The 17,450-nt window shown below is 59.7% G+C and carries 17 protein-coding genes and 3 pseudogenes; 10 read left to right on the forward strand and 10 right to left on the reverse strand.

Annotated features, from left to right (window positions below; genetic code table 11):
• The first annotated feature begins 4 nt into the window (after positions 1-4).
• On the forward strand, positions 5-2,212 hold the full coding sequence (locus ACVWVY_RS02095) for a xanthine dehydrogenase family protein molybdopterin-binding subunit (RefSeq protein WP_456624828.1): 2,208 nt from the start codon (positions 5-7) through the stop codon (positions 2,210-2,212).
• Between the two features lie 29 nt (positions 2,213-2,241).
• Here the strand turns inward: ACVWVY_RS02095 and ACVWVY_RS02100 are convergent.
• A pseudogene (locus ACVWVY_RS02100) lies at positions 2,242-3,309 on the reverse strand (ROK family protein).
• Positions 3,310-3,495: 186 nt separating this feature from the next.
• Between ACVWVY_RS02100 and ACVWVY_RS02105 the strand changes: the two are divergent.
• Positions 3,496-4,011, forward strand: a complete 516-nt coding sequence (locus ACVWVY_RS02105; RefSeq protein ID WP_456624829.1) for a YciE/YciF ferroxidase family protein — start codon at positions 3,496-3,498, stop codon at positions 4,009-4,011.
• An 11-nt stretch (positions 4,012-4,022) separates the two neighbouring features.
• Here the strand turns inward: ACVWVY_RS02105 and ACVWVY_RS02110 are convergent, their stop codons facing one another.
• The 4 genes and pseudogenes from ACVWVY_RS02110 to ACVWVY_RS02125 form a co-directional block, all read right to left on the reverse strand.
• Complete coding sequence (locus tag ACVWVY_RS02110; RefSeq protein ID WP_456624830.1) at positions 4,023-4,502, reverse strand: DUF3147 family protein; 480 nt, start codon at positions 4,500-4,502, stop codon at positions 4,023-4,025.
• A pseudogene (locus tag ACVWVY_RS02115) lies at positions 4,499-4,847 on the reverse strand (DUF3147 family protein). The gene ACVWVY_RS02110 and the pseudogene ACVWVY_RS02115 overlap by 4 nt, the downstream one beginning before the upstream one ends.
• On the reverse strand, positions 4,844-5,449 hold the full coding sequence (locus ACVWVY_RS02120; protein WP_456624831.1) for a cupin domain-containing protein: 606 nt from the start codon (positions 5,447-5,449) through the stop codon (positions 4,844-4,846). Before ACVWVY_RS02120 ends, ACVWVY_RS02115 begins: the two are co-directional and overlap by 4 nt.
• Entirely contained in the window at positions 5,436-6,068 is a 633-nt protein-coding gene (locus ACVWVY_RS02125) for a phosphatase PAP2 family protein (protein ID WP_456624832.1), read from the reverse strand. The genes ACVWVY_RS02120 and ACVWVY_RS02125 overlap by 14 nt, the downstream gene beginning before the upstream one ends.
• A 215-nt stretch (positions 6,069-6,283) precedes the next feature.
• Between ACVWVY_RS02125 and ACVWVY_RS02130 the strand changes: the two genes are divergently transcribed.
• Together ACVWVY_RS02130 and ACVWVY_RS02135 are read left to right on the forward strand one after the other, a co-directional pair.
• Complete coding sequence (locus ACVWVY_RS02130; protein WP_456624833.1) at positions 6,284-7,552, forward strand: DUF892 family protein; 1,269 nt, start codon at positions 6,284-6,286, stop codon at positions 7,550-7,552.
• 156 nt (positions 7,553-7,708) lie between these two features.
• Positions 7,709-7,855, forward strand: coding sequence for a hypothetical protein (locus tag ACVWVY_RS02135; RefSeq protein ID WP_456624834.1), 147 nt, complete (start codon positions 7,709-7,711; stop codon positions 7,853-7,855).
• Between the two features lie 131 nt (positions 7,856-7,986).
• Here the strand turns inward: ACVWVY_RS02135 and ACVWVY_RS02140 are convergent, their stop codons facing one another.
• Together ACVWVY_RS02140 and ACVWVY_RS02145 are read right to left on the reverse strand one after the other, a co-directional pair.
• Positions 7,987-8,262 (reverse strand): hypothetical protein, encoded by a 276-nt coding sequence (locus tag ACVWVY_RS02140; RefSeq protein WP_456624835.1) that lies wholly within the window; start codon positions 8,260-8,262, stop codon positions 7,987-7,989.
• Positions 8,263-8,356: 94 nt separating this feature from the next.
• Positions 8,357-8,905, reverse strand: coding sequence for a DUF4142 domain-containing protein (locus ACVWVY_RS02145; protein ID WP_456624836.1), 549 nt, complete (start codon positions 8,903-8,905; stop codon positions 8,357-8,359).
• Positions 8,906-9,243: 338 nt separating this feature from the next.
• On the opposite strand from ACVWVY_RS02145, the gene ACVWVY_RS02150 reads away from it, so the two are divergent.
• Positions 9,244-9,654 (forward strand): hypothetical protein, encoded by a 411-nt coding sequence (locus tag ACVWVY_RS02150; protein ID WP_456632072.1) that lies wholly within the window; start codon positions 9,244-9,246, stop codon positions 9,652-9,654.
• 161 nt (positions 9,655-9,815) lie between these two features.
• Positions 9,816-11,600 (forward strand): annotated as a pseudogene (locus tag ACVWVY_RS02155) (thiamine pyrophosphate-requiring protein).
• Positions 11,601-11,650: 50 nt separating this feature from the next.
• On the opposite strand, the gene ACVWVY_RS02160 reads toward ACVWVY_RS02155, so the two are convergent.
• The gene (locus ACVWVY_RS02160; RefSeq protein WP_456624837.1) at positions 11,651-12,508 is read right to left on the reverse strand and encodes an SDR family oxidoreductase; all 858 of its coding nucleotides are present in this window, start codon (positions 12,506-12,508) and stop codon (positions 11,651-11,653) included.
• Between the two features lie 132 nt (positions 12,509-12,640).
• On the opposite strand from ACVWVY_RS02160, the gene ACVWVY_RS02165 reads away from it, so the two are divergent.
• The 4 genes from ACVWVY_RS02165 (at position 12,641) to ACVWVY_RS02180 (ending at position 16,295) form a co-directional block, all read left to right on the forward strand.
• Positions 12,641-13,213: an alpha-ketoglutarate-dependent dioxygenase AlkB gene (locus tag ACVWVY_RS02165; RefSeq protein WP_456624838.1), complete on the forward strand. Its 573-nt coding sequence runs from the start codon at positions 12,641-12,643 to the stop codon at positions 13,211-13,213.
• Between the two features lie 52 nt (positions 13,214-13,265).
• Positions 13,266-14,513: a DUF763 domain-containing protein gene (locus ACVWVY_RS02170; RefSeq protein ID WP_456624839.1), complete on the forward strand. Its 1,248-nt coding sequence runs from the start codon at positions 13,266-13,268 to the stop codon at positions 14,511-14,513.
• Between the two features lie 175 nt (positions 14,514-14,688).
• Positions 14,689-15,417 (forward strand): DUF72 domain-containing protein, encoded by a 729-nt coding sequence (locus ACVWVY_RS02175; protein ID WP_456624840.1) that lies wholly within the window; start codon positions 14,689-14,691, stop codon positions 15,415-15,417.
• A gap of 446 nt (positions 15,418-15,863) precedes the next feature.
• The gene (locus ACVWVY_RS02180; protein ID WP_456624841.1) at positions 15,864-16,295 is read left to right on the forward strand and encodes a CBS domain-containing protein; all 432 of its coding nucleotides are present in this window, start codon (positions 15,864-15,866) and stop codon (positions 16,293-16,295) included.
• A gap of 508 nt (positions 16,296-16,803) precedes the next feature.
• On the opposite strand, the gene ACVWVY_RS02185 is transcribed toward ACVWVY_RS02180, so the two are convergent.
• A complete protein-coding gene (locus ACVWVY_RS02185; RefSeq protein WP_456624842.1) occupies positions 16,804-17,013 on the reverse strand; it encodes a DUF6496 domain-containing protein in 210 nt (69 codons plus the stop codon).
• A gap of 171 nt (positions 17,014-17,184) precedes the next feature.
• Positions 17,185-17,424: a hypothetical protein gene (locus ACVWVY_RS02190; RefSeq protein WP_456624843.1), complete on the reverse strand. Its 240-nt coding sequence runs from the start codon at positions 17,422-17,424 to the stop codon at positions 17,185-17,187.
• Between the last annotated feature and the right edge of the window lie 26 nt (positions 17,425-17,450).

The raw sequence follows: 17,450 nt of genomic DNA on the forward strand, positions 1-17,450 counted from the left end.
ACCGATGAAAGCCTATGTTGGAACACCCACGTCCCGCGTCGACGGCCGGGTTAAGGTCACCGGGGCCGCCAAATATGCCGGCGAATTCACGGCCGACGGACTTGTCCATGGCTTCGTCGTTGAGGCCACGATTCCCTGCGGGCGCATTACCCGCCTCGACACCAGCGAGGCGCTGAAGGTGACGGGCGTGCTTGATGTGCTCACGCACGAGCATCGTCCGCCGCTCGCCGACAAGGACGAGGCCTGGAAGGACGAAACGGCACCGGAGGAAGGCTCGCCATTCCGCCCGTTATACGACGACAGCATCAAGTTTAACGGCCAGCCGGTCGCACTGGTCCTCGCGGACGACTGGGAAACAGCGAAATTCGCCGCGACGCGTGTGCGGGTCGAATACCAGCAGAAGCGGGCGTTTGCGACCGATCTCGAAGCCGGGCGCAGCAAAGCCGCCGAGGTAGAGCAGCCGCACAAGCCGCGCGGCGATGCGGCAAGAGCACTTGCAGGAGCGGCCGTACGGCACGAGGCGGAATACTTCATTCCGACAGAGCATCACAATCCGATGGAGCTCTATGCAAGCACGGTCGTCTGGGGCGCCAACGACAGACTCACGGTCTACGACAAGACGCAAGGCGTCCAGAACGTTCACAAATTTCTGTGCAGCGTGTTCGGCAAGAAGCCCGATGAGATTCGCGTGCTGTCGCCCTATGTCGGCGGCGCCTTCGGGTCGGGCTTGCGGCCGCAGTACCAAGTGGTGCTGGCAACGCTTGGCGCGCTGGCTTTGAAGCGCTCCGTTCGCGTTGTGTTGACGCGGCAGCAGATGTATGGGCTCGGTCACCGCCCCGCGACGATCGAGCGCGTCGGTCTCGGCGTCAAGCCTGACGGCGCGCTCGATGTCGTCACGCATGAGGCCACGGCCGTTACCTCGCGCTACGAGGACTTTTCGCGCAACGACACCGGCTGGGCGGCCCAACTCTATAAGAGCCCGAACAGCAGCTTTTCCCACAAACTCGTCCCTCTCGATGTCTCGACGCCCTGCGACATGCGCGCGCCTGGCGCGGCTTCGGGTGTCTGCGCGCTGGAATGCGCCATGGACGAACTGGCGATCGCGCTCAAGCTCGACCCGATCGAACTGCGGCTGAGGTACTACTCGGATCGCGACCAGAACGAAGACCTGCCCTACACCAGCAAGCAGTTGCGCGACTGTTACGCCCGGGGGGCAGAAGCCTTTGGCTGGGGCATGCGGAATCCCGCCCCCCGCGCGACGCGCGATGGCAAGGAGCTGATCGGGTGGGGCTTGGCGACAGGAGTCTGGGAGGCATTGCAGATGCCAGTCGCAGCCCGCATTGTGCTGACTGCCAATGGCCATGCTGAGGTATCCTGCGCGGCCTCCGACATCGGCACGGGTACCTATACTATCGTCGCGCAGGTGGCGGCCGATGCGCTGGGGCTGCCGATCGAGAACATTGACGTGAAGCTCGCCGACTCGACTTTGCCGCAAGCTCCCGTCGAGGGCGGGTCCTGGATGGCTGCATCGAGCGCGCATGCGGTGTTGGGAGCGGCTGAAGAAATTCGCCAAGAGCTCGCGCGTCTCGCCAAGGCGATACCCGGCTCGCCGCTCTCCGGTGTTGATGGGGCCGATGTCATCCTTGTCGACGGAACGATCGCCGGCATTGGCGGGCAAAGCCGCGCAGTTTCGATCGCGGATGCCATGCGACACGGGAAGATCGAGCGGATCGAGAAGGAGAAGCTCAACCATTTTCCTGAAGACAATTCGCATGCGCGCAATACGCACTCGGCTGTCTTCGCCGAGGTGAAGGTGGACGAGCAGCTTGGCGTCATTCGCGTCACGCGCGTCGTGAGCGCGGTGGCGGCCGGGCGAATATTGAATACCAAGACCGGCCGCAGCCAGATCATGGGTGGGGTGGTCTGGGGCATCGGAATGGCACTGCACGAGGAGACGATGATGGACCACCGCTTCGGCCGGATCATGAACCCCAACATCGCCGAGTACCACATCCCCGTAAATGCCGACATCTACGACATCGACGTGATCTTCGTGGAAGAGCGCGACGAGCACATCAACAGGTTGGGCGTCAAGGGGCTTGGCGAAATCGGCCTTGTAGGGGTGCCTGCGGCAATTGCCAACGCTGTTTACCACGCTACGGGCAAGCGCATTCGCCGTTTTCCGATCACGCTGGACAAACTATTTGCCTGACCGCGTCAGGCACCGACCATCGAACGACATCAGGATTCGCCTTTGCCATCGCGATTGGTGAAGCGGGCATTTCCAAGACCTGTGCCGATCGTCAATATGCCCCAACGCTCCACGTCCTGCATGAAGGGCACCTCGGATAGACCTTGCACCACGCCGTCATTGTGCATGACGACGACCGTGTCGTGCTCGCCGATCTGGGGGATCGCTCCGATGAGACTTGCCGGCAGATTGAACTTGCTGCCCTCCCAATTGCGCGGCAGATTCTGGGCGCCTTTTTTGATCGAGCCGTTGCTCTCGATGACGCCTGGGCAGGCGACGCCGACGAACGGCGCGAGTTTAAACCCCTCGTCTTCCGCCTTCGCGATCAGACCCTTGAGCATCCTGACGAGGTCCTTGACGGCGATCTCACGGGTTGTTTCGTTATCGGCATGACGCCATAGCTCGGCTTTCCACATGCACGCCTTGGAGAAGTCCGACGCCTTCTTGCGACGCGTCTCCAGACGTCGCAGCGGATGTTCGTACCTCCGGTCGACGGCAAGGATGGAATCATGCGCTTCGAAAGTCCAGGAAGGAGCGAGATGTAGCGCGCCGATAAGACCCGCGTCGTCCGGGTGACGATGGATCGGCAACATCTCGACTTTGAAATTCTCGGCCTTGAGTAGAATTTCGGCGCGCGCAATCGCGAGTTCGCCGAGCCGGCTGTCACGAAAGCCGCCGCCCACGGCGATGCGCTCGGTCTTGTCCCAGGCCTTGGTTTTGAGGAAGCGGCGCGTTACGTGGGCGAGTTCCTGCGCGAAATCCTCGACGGCGCTGTGCACGACCGCTGACGCCTCGGTGTCGTCGCCGACCAAGGTAGCGTCGAGTTCTTTCTTGCTGATGTTTTCGGATGGCTCCTTGCCGAACGGGCCATCGCCAGACCCGCGCAGCGGCTTCCGCCACTCTTCGAGCGTTTCCCGGAAGGCCGCTTTGCTCGCGCGGTCTCCAAGGAATCCTTCCTCATCCTTCAATTCGAGATTGAAGCTATCGATCTCGACCCACGGGAGGCAGGAAGCGCCGGGAGCGACGATACCAGTGGTCAAGATCGTTTCGTCCGTCATCCCAAACCTTATCGAAGCCGCGACACAACTCGGCGGCTTGCATTCAACACGCGCCGCCGATCACCGTTCCTCCGCTCCTCAGGCAGGCCTTCCCGCCGGTCATTTTGGTTCTTCCCGAGGTCTCGTCTCGAATGGAACAGCCGGCGGCCTGCGGCGTTCCATTGCCATCATGAAAGGAGAGGTCAAATGGGAATCTTCACCAAGGACATTAAATCTATGGAAGACCTGCTGATCCATGGTCTGCAGGACATCTACTACGCCGAACAGCAAATCATCAAATCGCTGCCCAAAATGATCGACAAAGCGACCAACCGTGACCTCGTCGCCGGCCTGAAGGCCCATCTCGAAGAAACGAACAAGCAGGTCGAGCGGCTTCAAAAGGCATTCGAAAAGCTCGGCAAGGAAGCCGGCGGGACGCAGTGTCCGGCCATCGACGGAATCATCAAGGAAGCCGATGAGATCACCGGCGAGATCGAGGACAAGGCCGTACTTGATGCCGCCATCGTCGCTGCGGCTCAGGCCGTCGAGCACTATGAGATCTGCCGTTACGGGACGTTGATAGCCTGGGCCGAGGAACTCGGCCATGACGAGATCGTACGTTTCCTCACCACCAACCTGAATGAGGAGAAGGCGGCGAATACCAAGCTCAACACGGTGGCCCTCCGCAAAGGCGTCAACGCGAAGGCTTCGACCGCGGCGTGATACGCGTCGCCTCAGCGGCTCCGTCGAATCTCGGAGCCGCTGGCTTGTTCGGTCCGCACTCTCCACACTGAGCGCGTCTTGCGGCGTATGTGCCATGCCGCTATCGAGACAGCCAACCAGGCAAACGATGCGGCCAGGAAGGCAGTCGCGACGCTGGTCTCCACGGTCAACGAAAAGACGATTGCAAAGGTCAACATGCCTATCGCGCCCAGCGCGGCGCCGGCTGAGTCGACCGCGGCCGCCATTTGCCCGCGGCGCTCGCCGACGAGACCCGCTTCGCGCTTTCGGCGGATTTCATGTTTCTCGATCAGTGTCGCACTCGCGCAGAATATGGCCGGAAGGGCGAGAAAGAGACCTCCGATAAATGCTCCGTAGTGGCTGCTGACGAGGCCGGTGAAGACGGTTGCCGCGCCGCCGAGCGCGAAGCGGATCAGATATTCGTACCACCGTCCTTCCTTGAGCGATGACGGCGAAAAGCGGATCGGGGTCATGTCTGACCTCCGGCGAAGATCAGCAGCCCGAACGCGACAATCAGCCAGACGATCAGCGATGGCAATGTAGCCGTCACCGCCGACAACTTCGCGCGGACAAGGAGGTGGCAGACGGCGACGCTGTACACGGCGAGCGCAATCGCTCCCGCAATCATCGCCTGGGTTTGCGAGGCGCCGTAGTCAGCCCCATGCTGATACACCGCTATTCCAAGTGTAGCGAGCGCGACCGAGGGAGCCGCTCCGAACAGGCCGGCGAAGCTCTTTGGGACGCAGAATATCTCCCAGCATCGCGAAGGCCGATACGACGGCACCTCCGACCAGAAAGCGGATGACATATTCAGTCAATTCGGTCCCTTCCAAAGTTTCGAGATCGGCCCGCCCCGTCCATAGACCGGATCCTTCCGCGGCACCGGCACTTTGGGGATAGTTTTCAGTGCCCTCGGACGATCCTCGACGGTCGTGCACTCGTCATATGAGCCCGTCGGCGGGTAGGCCCCGATGACGAGGAACTCATCGTCCGCCGAAAGGCACTGGTGGCCCGTGCCAGCAGGCAGAATGACCACGTCGCCAGCCTTCAGCGTGAATATCCTCCCCTTCTTGCCACCGAACCGGACGCGACCCTTGCCCCGCACGACGCCAAGCGCTTCATGGATTCGGGAGTGATAGTGCACGTAATAGTAGATGCCGTTGCGCCAGGTGTCTCCCCAGCCGTTCGCTTCGAACAGATCTTCGATCACGGCCGCAGGGTCTTGGCGGTCATCGAACACGACAGCTTTTCGATAGATAATCAGCGGCCAGCGTGGATGATTTGGGACGAGACCATCGTCCTTGAAGTGGACCTTGTGGGGTTTTCGCACTCGCGCAAGGTCCATGGCCTTCCGCTTGCCGGGGCGCCGCAGACCGGTCGCGCGCTCCGCGTATCCCTTCAAGTCTTCAAGGGTTGGCATGATTGTCCTCTGCTGAAGTGTCGCCCGGGTAGCCGGTCCAAAGCCGCAGGGCCCGTTCGAGAACCGCCCCCAGTGCGAAGCCGACGACGACGTCGCTCGCCCAGTGCGCCAGAACCACTATGCGCGTCAGGGACAGTCCTATCGCAAACGCCCGGATCGCCCGGCGGGGGCCGGTCGGCAACGCGTCGGCGGCCGATGCCAAGGCTCCCATGTGCAGCGCATGGCCGGAAGGAAAGGCATCCTGGCGTTTGCCGGAGAACGGAACACCATGGAGGTGACCAACGACCGTTAGACGGTCCGGCCGGGTCTGGTCGAATAGACGCTTCAAACCATGGGGCAACAGCGAAGCTGCGACCGTGACGAGCAGAGCGTGGTTGCCGACGCGCCGCAGCGGCTCAGTGCATCCGCGCGAGGCAAGCCAGCCGGCGGCTGCCAAGACCAGAAGGACCTTCTCGTCGGCGCCCCACGCCAGAGCCCGAGCTACCTGCTCCGGAGCCGGCGTTGTATTGCGGGCGATAGATTGCGCGACCGTGACATCCGCTCTGGTTGGCCGGACGGTAACCGGAAAGCTTGGACCGCGGCCAGAGAAATTTGCCGACAACTTAGCTACTTTGAACATGACTCTAACGATCACAAAGGAACGTACATTTCCAACGCGCGAACCGCCGTTAAAGGTCCTTCCCTGCCGTCGAAATCCAACTTTCCAAAGGAAGCGGCGCTGCTGTCCAGTTCGGAGGCAGCATCGGCCGCAAGCGAATCCTTCGAACCGAATAGGAACAAACGACAGCGCCTACAGTTCGAATTGATATTCCATCTCGCTTTTGAGGCCCTCCAATGTATCACCACGTCAAGAAACTGATGTTCACCGTCCGCGTCGACGAACCGGATCCACGTTTTGGCAACATGCTCCTCGAGCAGTTCGGCGGCGCCAATGGCGAACTCGCAGCCGCGATGCAATATTCGATACAAGGTTTGAACTGCGAGGATCCGGATCGCAAAGACCTGCTGATGGATATCGGCACCGAGGAACTGAGCCATCTCGAAATCGTGGGGACCCTTGCCCGCATGCACCTCAAGCCGGCAAAGTTCGATCGTCAGGCCGCAGAAGCCGACCCCCTGATAGCAATCGCAGGCGGCGGCGGGGTGAACTTGTTCAATTCCCAGGGCAACCCCTGGACTGCCGATTACCTGAAGATCACCGGCGAACTCGACGTCGACCTGCGCAGCAACATCGCGGCCGAAGCCCGCGCGAAGATCGTCTATGAACGGTTGATCAATTTCTGCGACGACGCGGGTACCAAGGACGCACTACAGTTCCTGATGACTCGCGAAATTACCCACATGAAGGCGTTCGCGCTGGCGCTCGAGAGCATGGGCAAGCCAGCTTTCAGCATCGGCCGCATCGCGCCGACACCAGGATTGGTCGACCAGTTCTTCAATGATTCAACCGGCGCTGGCGAGCATGGTGAGATCGACGCTCGCGGACCCTGGAACGAAGGCAATGGCTGGGTCTTTACGGAATCGCCAGCGATTCAGGCAGAGGCGGGTGCATCGACCGCGATCGTGACGGAAAGTTCGCCGCCGGTCAATGCGAACGGGTTGGGCGAACTGCTGATCGACGAACTCCGCGACATCCTGCACGCTGAAAAGCAACTGACAAAAGCACTTCCGAAGATGGCCGAGGCAGCGCGCTTCGATCAGTTGCGCGAGCTGTTCGAACAGCATCTCGCCGAGACCGAAAATCAGGTAGAGCGCATCAATGAGTGCTTCGAACTGCTCGGAAAGACAGCTCGTACGAAACCTTGCAAGGGCATGATGGGGCTTGTCGAGGAAGGCCAGGAGATCATGATCGAAGGTGAGAAAAAGGAGGACGCGGCTGCCGACCTCGCGCTGATCGGAGCGGCGCAGCGTGTGGAGCACTATGAGATCTCCGCTTACACAACGGTGAAAAATCTTGCCCAGCAGCTCCGTCACAGCGCCATCGTCGCGCTATTGTCGAAGTCGCTGGCGGAAGAAGAAAATTCGGACCAGTTGCTCAACCAAGTCGCTCGATCGCTGATGTCGGTGGCAAAGATGCCTGCCGCTATTGAGCAGACCGAATAGGCAGGCGATGCCGGAACCCTGCCGGCAACTGCGCGGGGATCTTTCAGCCGGTAGGGCCTTGCCGCTGGCGGCGCCAAATGATGTTGAACCACTTAACAGTGGCTGTGTCGAACCTGTGAGGCGTTCGATCAAACGCCACAACAAAGGAATGCCAACATGAAGGTGAACAATAGTCAGAAATCCGACAAGGCGGACGAAGGTGTCTCTCGCGAGACTCTTAATGATTGGCAACGGAAGGATGCGGCAAAAAACACGGACGAAGCCAAGCATCGCGATGCAGACCCCAAGGACGCAAGAAAATAGTAACGCCCACCGCATGGAGCGCCCTGCGTGGCGGCAATTTCGCTACTCCCAAGCGCTACCTCTAACGATCGACAACCTTGCGTGATGGATTGAAAGAAACCGATGCGGATGCGCTGGATGCGCATCCAGGTTCAGCCGCCCAGCACATTTCCCCAGCCATCGAACACGTATCCTTTCCATGCGACACTCCCGTCCTCGCGAGCAACGCAAAAGCTGCGAAAGACGGTCGCCTCTTCGCCGCTCCAAGTGATGATGGTGTCCGATATCCGATCATGAAGTATCGCGGGCTCTGAAGGATTGAAGCCCTTCATGGGATGAAGGGCATGGCGCGGCAACGACTGGCATGAGGTAACAACCCGCGCAGATAAAATAAGTTGCACGTGATTTGACAATGCGCGGGAAGGCATGCCGCCACCTGCCGCGCTTCAAGCAGACCAGGAATCGGTTCGGGATTACGGGCGCCGGGACGTCCCATAATCCCTAGACCAATCCGCCGAAGGCCTAATGCTTTCCGACTGTCTTGCCTGCTGCCAGATCCTGAGCCATCTCCAGATGATGCCGCAACGTCGGCAGGGTCTTGTCCGCCCAATCCTTCAATTTCGCGTTCTCGCCGCCCTTGGCGTAGCGCTCAAACAGTGACACGGCGTCCTTATGGCCGCTCACTTGATCGCTGCTATAGCGCGAACTGAAGTCCGACCCTTTCAGTGATTTCAGTTTATCCAGCGAACTCTGGTGCGAACTATCGAGCGCGGTCGGCAGCTCGGCTTTTACATCGCCGCTTGAAATCATTGCCTCGATGTCGTCCGAGGTCTTTTGGTGATCCTTGATCATCCTGGCGGCAAACGGCTTCTCCGAGGCGTTTCCACGCTCCTGCGCGAGCTGGCTGGACTGGATCTCGAACATGTCGCTGATCGCAGCCTCCTTCACGAAGTCCGCCGTGGTTGGTGCCACGCCCAGAACCGAGTTCACGCCGGTCTTTTCTCCGACCGACTGCGCAAGCGCCGGCGTCGCCAAGAGGATCAGAGCGAAACTGGAAGCCAGATATTTCATGGTCCGAACCTTTCCTGTTTGGGTAAGTATTCCAAATCAAGTTATCAATTTTCGGTGCTTCCAATCGTTCCCGGCTGCGGGTCTCGCCAAGATCAGTCTTGAGGGCTTCGGGCGCATCTTCAGGGTGACCGTCGAGCGAACCTGCTCCTCCCACAAGGGGCGCCTTCATGTCCCCCAATAGAGCGGTATAGCCAAGGTCAAATCCGGCAAGGAGAGATCGATCCCGAACTCCTCACAGACCACCCTTCACCGGCGATGGCCTTTTTTCCCCAGATAGCAACCAAATGGGTGCAGGAGGGTTTCATGGATCGCTGGGTAACTGTTTGCAGGAGCGCTCCATGTGCGATTACAGCTTGCATGCGGTCGCAAGTCGTCCCGCAGAAGTAGCGGAAACACTGGTATCGACCAAATTCCAAACCACGACCACGCGCGGTTTCGCCAATCCCGACAGCCCAACCGTCGCGGTCTGCCTTCGTCCCGGGACCGAGATCGCATTCGAGGCTGACGCCCGCACGGACGGCTTCCTGTTCAGGCGCAACGTTCATGCCCGCTTGGCGCGATTTCGTCAGATAGGCCTCGATTACGCCGGCCAACATCACGATGCGCTGGAATTTTCGAATGGTGCCATCGTGCTGCTCACCAATCTGACGCCGGGGCAACGAGCTGTCGTCCTGCAATTACCGGCAAACCGGGTCGAGCCCAAGGCAGGCACGTCTGAACACGTGGTCCAGGAGTTAGCCGAAACCTGAGGTCCTTGCGGCCGGACAAGCTCCCTTGCCTCCAGCGCGCAGTGAAGCCGATCCGGCTCGTTCGGCTTCGCGCCGGCTTGCCTGGCCGCACGCTGGCGAATTGGAACACCTCCCGCCTCTCATTTGTTGGCCGAGTGCCGCTTCGCTAATTGGAGTTTTCCGTGTCTCAAACTGTAGGTGATTTTCTCGTCCAGCGTCTCCACGACTGGGGCGTGCGCCATATCTTCGGTTATCCCGGCGACGGCATTAACGGCGTGTTTGGCGCCCTCAATCGTGGTGATGGAAAAATCCAGTTCATCCAGGCCCGACACGAGGAGATGGCTGCGTTTATGGCATCGGCTTATGCCAAAATTTTCCAGCCAGCTGGGCGTTTGCATCGCAACTTCGGGCCCTGGCGCCTCCCATCTGATCACGGGGCTGTATGATGCGCTGCTGGATCACCAGCCGGTTCTAGCCATCGTCGGTCAGCAGGCACGAAATGCACTTGGCGGACAGTACCAGCAGGAGCTCGACCTGGTTTCGATGTTCAAGGATGTTGGCAGGGCCTATGTCGCGCAGGCTTCCTCTCCAGCGCAGGTCCGACATCTGATCGATCGCGCCGCCCGGATCGCGCTGTCGCGCCGGACCGTGACGGTGATCATCCTGCCTAACGACCTGCAGGATGAGCCCTATGAGGAACCGACTCGCGCGCGTGGTACATTGCACTCCGGGATCGGTTACGCGCCGCCGAAGATCGTGCCGCATGACGTTGAGCTCGACCGGGCTGCCGAGGTACTGAACGCGGGCGAAAAGGTCGCGATATTGGTCGGGGCCGGCGCACTGCATCGAATGAGGTCATCGCGGTAGCTGACAAGTTATCCGCGGGTTGCGCCAAGGCGCTGCTCGGCAAAGCCGTTCTCCCAGACGATTTGCCTTGGGTAACAGGCTCGATCGGTCTGCTCGGAACTGAGCCCAGCTACAAACTGATGACGGAATGCGATACGCTGCTCATGATTGGATCGGCATTTCCCTATTCCGAGTTTCTTCCAGAGGAAGGCGGCGCTCGTGGAGTGCAAATCGATATCGATGCGAGCATGCTGTCGATTCGATTTCCCATGGAAGTCGGGCTGGTTGGCGATGCCGCCGAAACGCTGCGCGCCTTGCTCCCGCGGCTTCGTCAGAAACAGGCTGGAGAATGGCGCAAGAACATCGAATCCAGCGTCAGGGGCTGGTGGGAGACGCCGGAAGACCGCGCCCGGCAGCCGGCCGAAACCGTCAATCCGCAACGCGTGACCTGGGAGTTATCACCGCGATTGCCGGAACGTGTGATCATCACCAGCGATTCCGGCTCCTGCGCCAACTGGTTTGCGCGCGATCTGAAAATGCGCAACGGGATGAAAGCTTCTCTTTCGGGAGGATTGGCGTCGATGGGAGCAGCGGTGCCTTATGCGATCGCTGCCAAATATGCCAATCCAGATCGCCCCGTGATTGCCTTGATCGGCGATGGTGCGATGCAGATGAACAACATGGCCGAGCTGATCACGGTCGCCAAATATTGGCGGCAATGGGAGGATCATCGCTGGATCGTGTGTGTGTTCAACAATGAGGATCTCAATCAGGTCACGTGGGAGCAGCGGATCATCAACGGCGACCCAAAGTTCGAGGCGTCACAGCGGATTCCGAACGTTTCATACTCGCGCTTTGCAGAGTTGATTGGTTTGCGCGGGATTTATGTCGATGATCCCGACACTCTTGGATCAGCCTGGGATCAGGCCCTCGCCAGCGATGTTCCGGTCGTGCTGGAGGTGAAAACCGATCCAGAGGTGCCACCCCTTCCCCCTCATATCACGCTTCAGCAGGCCAAAAATTTCTCGATCGCGCTCGCCAAGGGCGATCCAGACGAGGTTGGCGTTATCCGCGGCGCGGCACGGCAGGTATTGGAGACTATCTTTCCCGGAAAGGAATGAGTTCCCATAGAGCCCTGTGCGAGAAGTACGAGGCCGGAGCGGATACCGGCTTAGATAAACGGCTTGCCGCCAGTGACTGCGACGGTTGTTCCGGATGTGTAGCTCGATGACGGGTCTGCCAACATCACGTAGGCCGTGGCCAGTTCGGCGGGCTGGCCCGCACGCTGCAAGGGCACCTGCTTGCCGAAATTCTTCACGGCGTCCTCGGGCATCGTCGAGGGGATCAAGGGCGTCCAGACCGGGCCTGGCGCCACCGCGTTGGCGCGAATGCCTTTCGCGGCCAGCATTTGTGCCAGTCCGCCGGTGAAATTCTGGATAGCGCCCTTTGTCGTCGCGTAGGCCAAGAGGATCGGATTAGGCATATCGGAATTCACCGAGGCGGTATTGACGATCGCGCTGCCCGGCTTCATGTGGGGGACCGCTGCCTTAGTAAGATAGAACATCGCGTGGATGTTTACCTCAAACGTCAACTGCCATTCCTCGTCGCTGATGTCGCCGATGTCCTTGAAGGTGGCCTGATGGGCCGCGTTGTTGACCAGGATATCGACGCCCCCCAATGCCTCGACAGCCTGCTTGATGACGGAGCGGCAGTGTTCCGGACTGCGCAGGTCGCCCGCGACCAGCACGGCCTTGCGGCCCTCCTGTTCGATCAGCGCCTTGACCTCGTGCGCGTCCTCATGCTCGTCGAGATAGGCGATCAGGATATCGGCCCCCTCGCGCGCATAGGCAATCGCCACCGCCCGGCCAATACCGCTGTCGCCGCCCGTGATCACCGCTTTCTTTCCTGCAAGCTTCCCAGACCCTTTGTAGCTGGTCTCGCCGTGATCAGGTCTCGGGTCCATCTTCGCGGTCGATCCGGGCATTGGCTGCCGCTGGGCGGGGTACGGCGGTTTCGGATAGTCTGCCATGGATTGTCTCCAGTTGTTCGGAACGTCAATCACGGGCCGATGGAAGTGTTCCTTTGAACTCAACGGACTTTCTTCCGCGCTACTTTGCCCTATATGAAGTCCGTCCCTTATCCTCTTGAAAGGACCGCCGGCTTGGCCGAGCAGCTTGCGTTATTTACTAATCCGTCTCGCACTCCCGAGGGTCTGCGCTATGCTGCCGAATTCATTTCGCCAGCGGCCGAACGGGATTTGATCGGACACGTCGCGGCTCTTCCGCTGCAACCCTTTCAGTTCGGCCAATATGAGGGCAAGCGGCGCGTGGCGTCGTTCGGCTTTCGCTATGACTATGCGCTGCGCCGTCTGCAGGAAGCCGATCCAATCCCGCCATGGCTCACGCCGCTGATCGAACGCGTCCAAGGATTCGGCGGCCCCGGCACCAAAATCGCCCAGATTCTTTGTACCGAGTACGACACCGGCGTCGGCATCGGCTGGCACCGCGATAAACCGCACTTCGACCGGATATTCGGGCTATCGCTGGGCTCGCCGTGCAAGTTCCGTTTTCGGCGGGCCGTGGGTGACAAATGGGAGCGCTTTACGCTCGATGCGGCTTCGCGGTCGATCTATATGATGGCGGGTGCCGCCCGACAGGAATGGGAGCACAGCATTCTGGCCGTGGAGGCTCCGCGACATTCGATCACCTTTCGGACCATGGTGGATCGATCCTGACCATCAAATGCAACGCTGATATACTTCGGTCGCTTCAGCCTTTCGGAAACCCATGACACGACGAACCGGCAGTGCCGATCTACCCCTTCACGGCGGCCGCGTCCCGCCCTGGCTGGCCGAGCGCATGGCCTCGTTGGGCGCGATCATCACCCAAGCTGTGGTTCACCATTACGGGCGCGATGAATTCCTGCAGCGACTGTCGCATCCGTTCTGGTTCCAATCGTTTGGCGCCGTGATGGGCATGGACTGGCACTCATCCGGCATTACCACCAGCGTGATCGGCGCCTTGAAGCGCGGGCTGACGCCGCTGCAAGGCGAACTCGGCATTTACGTCTGCGGCGGCCGCGGCAAACATTCTCGCCGTACGCCGGACGAATTGACTGCAATCGGCGAGCGGACCGGCATCGACGGTCAGGAGTTGACGCGCGCCAGCCGGCTCGTCGCCAAGGTCGACAGTGCAGCCGTGCAGGACGGGTTTGAGCTCTATCTACACGGCTTCTTCGTCACCGATGACGGCAAATGGACCGTGGTGCAGCAAGGCATGAATGGCGAGAAGCGGCAGGCGCGTCGCTATCACTGGCATTCCGAAGGTCTACACAGCTTCGTCGATGAACCCCACAGCGCGATCGACGGGCCGGCTCAAGGTGACATCATCAATCTGACCGATCGTCGGGCCGAAACTTCCCGCACGGCACAGCTCGACCTGCTCGCCGCGCTCGGGCCGGACGGCATTGCCCGCGAATATGCGGCGCTCTCATGCCACGTCTCGACACAGCCCGAATTGCCGCACCTCGTCATGCCCGCCCATCACGACGTCCGCTCCAGCGACGTCTTCACCCGCCGCCTATATGGTACACTTGCCGCAGCAGCAGAGCGCGGTCCGCTGGACTTTCCGGAGTTGCTGCTGACCCCGGGCGTCGGCGCCCGCACCGTTCAGTCGCTCGCCATGGTCGCGGAAGTCGTGCACGGCGCGCCGTATCGCTTTCGCGATCCGGCCCGTTTCTCGCTCGCCCACGGCGGCAAGGACCGCCACCCTTACCCGGTACCGATCAAGGTCTATGACGAGACCATCGGTGTGCTGAAATCCGCGGTGCAGCAGGCAAAACTGGGGCGCGACGAACAGATGCAGGTCCTTAAGCGTCTGGATGACCAGGCTCGCCGGTTGGAACGAACGGCAACCGGACCGTCGTTCGAAGCCCACGTCGCGGCGGAGAGAAACCGCTCCGCCTCACTCGGCGGACGATCGGTGTTTGGCTGGGAAATCGATCTCCCTAATGGCGAGCGGGAAAAGCTCAAATAGCAAAGCCGCTCGGCTCCTACCGTATCGGGATACGACACCTCTTAAGATAGGAACCAGCCGCACCTTTGCGGTTTGTATCCGCACAGTCGGCCCAGATATTGACCGGCCACTTTTACGGCTGGCTCGAAACAAGCAGATAGCTATATCGAGGCGGTGAAACCTTGTTGAAACGGCAATGGCGCGTATCCTGATTGGCACGTCGGGTTGGCATTATGACTCTTGGCGTGGCCCCTTCTTTCCCAAACGTCTTCCTCTCAAGCGCCAACTCCAATATTACGCCAGTCAATTTCCGACGGCCGAATTGAACGGCGTTTTCTATCGAACACCAACACCGGAGGCCGTGAGGAGCTGGCGCGATCAGACCGGAAAGGATTTCGTATTCGCCTGGAAAGCATCGAAATTCATCACCCACTGGAAGCGGCTGTCGGATAAATCAGTCAACAGCCTCGAACTGCTCGAGAACCGTATATCGTTGCTTAGCAAGAAAGCCGGCCCGATCCTGTTTCAATTGCCGCCGCAATTTCAAGTCGATGCCGAACGGCTGGCATCGTTCTTCAAATTGCTGTCGAAGAAACGCCGATACAGCTTCGAATTTCGCCACCCGAGCTGGTATACACCAAAGATATTCAGACTGCTCTCCGACCAGAATATCGCGCTTTGCATTTCCGACCACCACGACGCGCCGGCGCCGTGGAAACGCACGGCCGATTTCGTCTACATCCGGGGCCATGGCCCTGGTGGGCGCTATAAAGGTCACTACCGTACCGAGGCGCTGGCTGAGTGGAGCCATCGGATCGGCTCGTGGAAAAAGCAAGGGTGTAATGTCTTTGTTTATTTTGACAACGACCAGAAGAACGCAGCTCCTGCCGACGCGCTCAAGTTGCGCCTGCTCCTGGAGGTGTGAAGGGGCCATTTTGAGGGCGATTAGGACTGGGGGACATGTGACGCATGCTTGAAAACACGCTCAAAGAGATTTGATGGCGCATACAGTTTCTCACAGCAGGCTGGCCCGCGCCATCGAGGCAAAGGGAGGCCTGCTTTGCGCCGGCACCACCGTCCAAACCTAGAGGAACGAGGTGGCGAAGTGGTCGAAGAACCGATCGCGGCAGTCTCGCCGGCACGGCTGCGGTAGTCGCGGTCAGCGACAGACTGGCGCCTTTCGAACCGTGCGATAGCCGCCTTCAGGCAATATCGACGGGCGCGAACCATTGAACTCACGCTGGTTTCGCGGTGAAGCGAAGAAGGTATAGCCCTTTGCCTAACGCACTGCGAAAAAATGCCGGACCAACATAGGAACACTGATCAGCAGAAGCCGTTAGCGGCAGAACCGATCGGCAATAGGAGACATTCATGAAGGTTCGTGAGGCAATGAGTCCTGAGGTTCAGCTCTGTACGCCCGACGACACGCTAAAAGATGCGGCCGAAGCGATGGCAGCACTTGGCGTCGGCTTGCTTCCGGTCACCGACAATGAGTGTCTGGTCGGAATGATCTCCGACCGCGACATAGCCGTCCGCGGGGTTGCTCTGGGCCGTGGGCCCGATTCGAGGGTCGGCGATATCATGACCGCGGAGGTCAAGTACTGCTATGACGACCAAGATCTCGACGAGGTCACGGCGAACATGGGCGACATCCAGGTCAGGCGGCTGCCGGTACTCAGTCGCGAAAAGCGGTTGGTCGGTATTATCGCGCTCGGCGACATCGCTCAGGCACAAGCGGGCGATGGCACTGGTGAAGCACTCAGGCAGATATCCCGGCCGGGCGGACAGCACGCGCAACTATAAACCCGCTACGGGCCCGCACCAGCGGCGACGCCGAGGGCCATCGATCGATGAATCAGTATCTTCCAGGGTTGCTGATTATCGCCGGGATCCTTGCTCTATGTCGCATCTGATTGAGTCGGCACGCGATCGGGCGGAGATTGGCTTATTGGCGGAAGGGCGAGGTCGACATCGATTTTTGGATCGTCTTCCACATTTGCTCGCCCGCTGCTCGACGCCATTCCTGTCGTGGGTCTAGGCACACCGAGACTAGAAGCATTTCGCGCTCCATTAGGAACTTCGCCATGCCCCCGGTCGCTTTAGAGGGAGACCCATGGTGGCAGGGCAGATGCCGACGGAGCGGCAAGCCAGATGAAACGGAAATCCGTACCAGCCAAGGGCTTGAGACTATCTCGCACGCGCAACATCAGGAGCCCAAAGCCCCGTAGGCTCGATGAATGCGGCCCGGATGAACTGCTGGATGACTGGATGGTCTCCGCTCCAGCAGTTGATCCGTAATCTGACTGAAGCGCTATGATTTCTTTGATCGCTTCTTCTTCGGGACCTTGGCGCCTTTCTTTCGCGCTTCCGAAAGCCCGATCGCGATCGCCTGCTTCTTGCTTTTGACTTTCCGGCCGGATCTTCCACTCTTGAGCGTTCCGGCCTTTCGCTTTTTCATGGCTCGGCCGACTTTCTTCGCCGCACCTTTCGAATATTTCCGCTTCTTTGCCTTCTTGGCCATTGCACCGATCCTTCAACTGATTTGCTCACGCAACAAATGGAACTCGCCGTTGGGACAAAGGTTCATTTCATCCACAGAGTCATGGCTGCGAGTCCGAGGAGGGATAAGGACTAGCCAAAAAATCCGGCGGACGAATCCACCGGAATAGTATGGGAATCCTTTCGGTTAATTTCAGCCGCTCTTCTCCGCACTATCAACACCTTCGCGATGGATTTCGATTCCGGCATCGTCGACCACAGAGACGAAGCAGCCCTTGCCAAGATATTCTTGCCGCGTTTCCGCAAGATCGATGGCAAGGCGCTTTGCGACGGCAAAAGCCTGGTCTCGATCGTTCACTGGCTTGCCGGTTGGATGCGCCAATCCGTTACGATCCACCAGATTAAAATGAAATTCCCTGTTGCCACCCGCCATCCCGGACTATCTCCTCAATGCATATT

The sequence above is a fragment of the Bradyrhizobium sp. URHC0002 genome, from assembly GCF_054059515.1.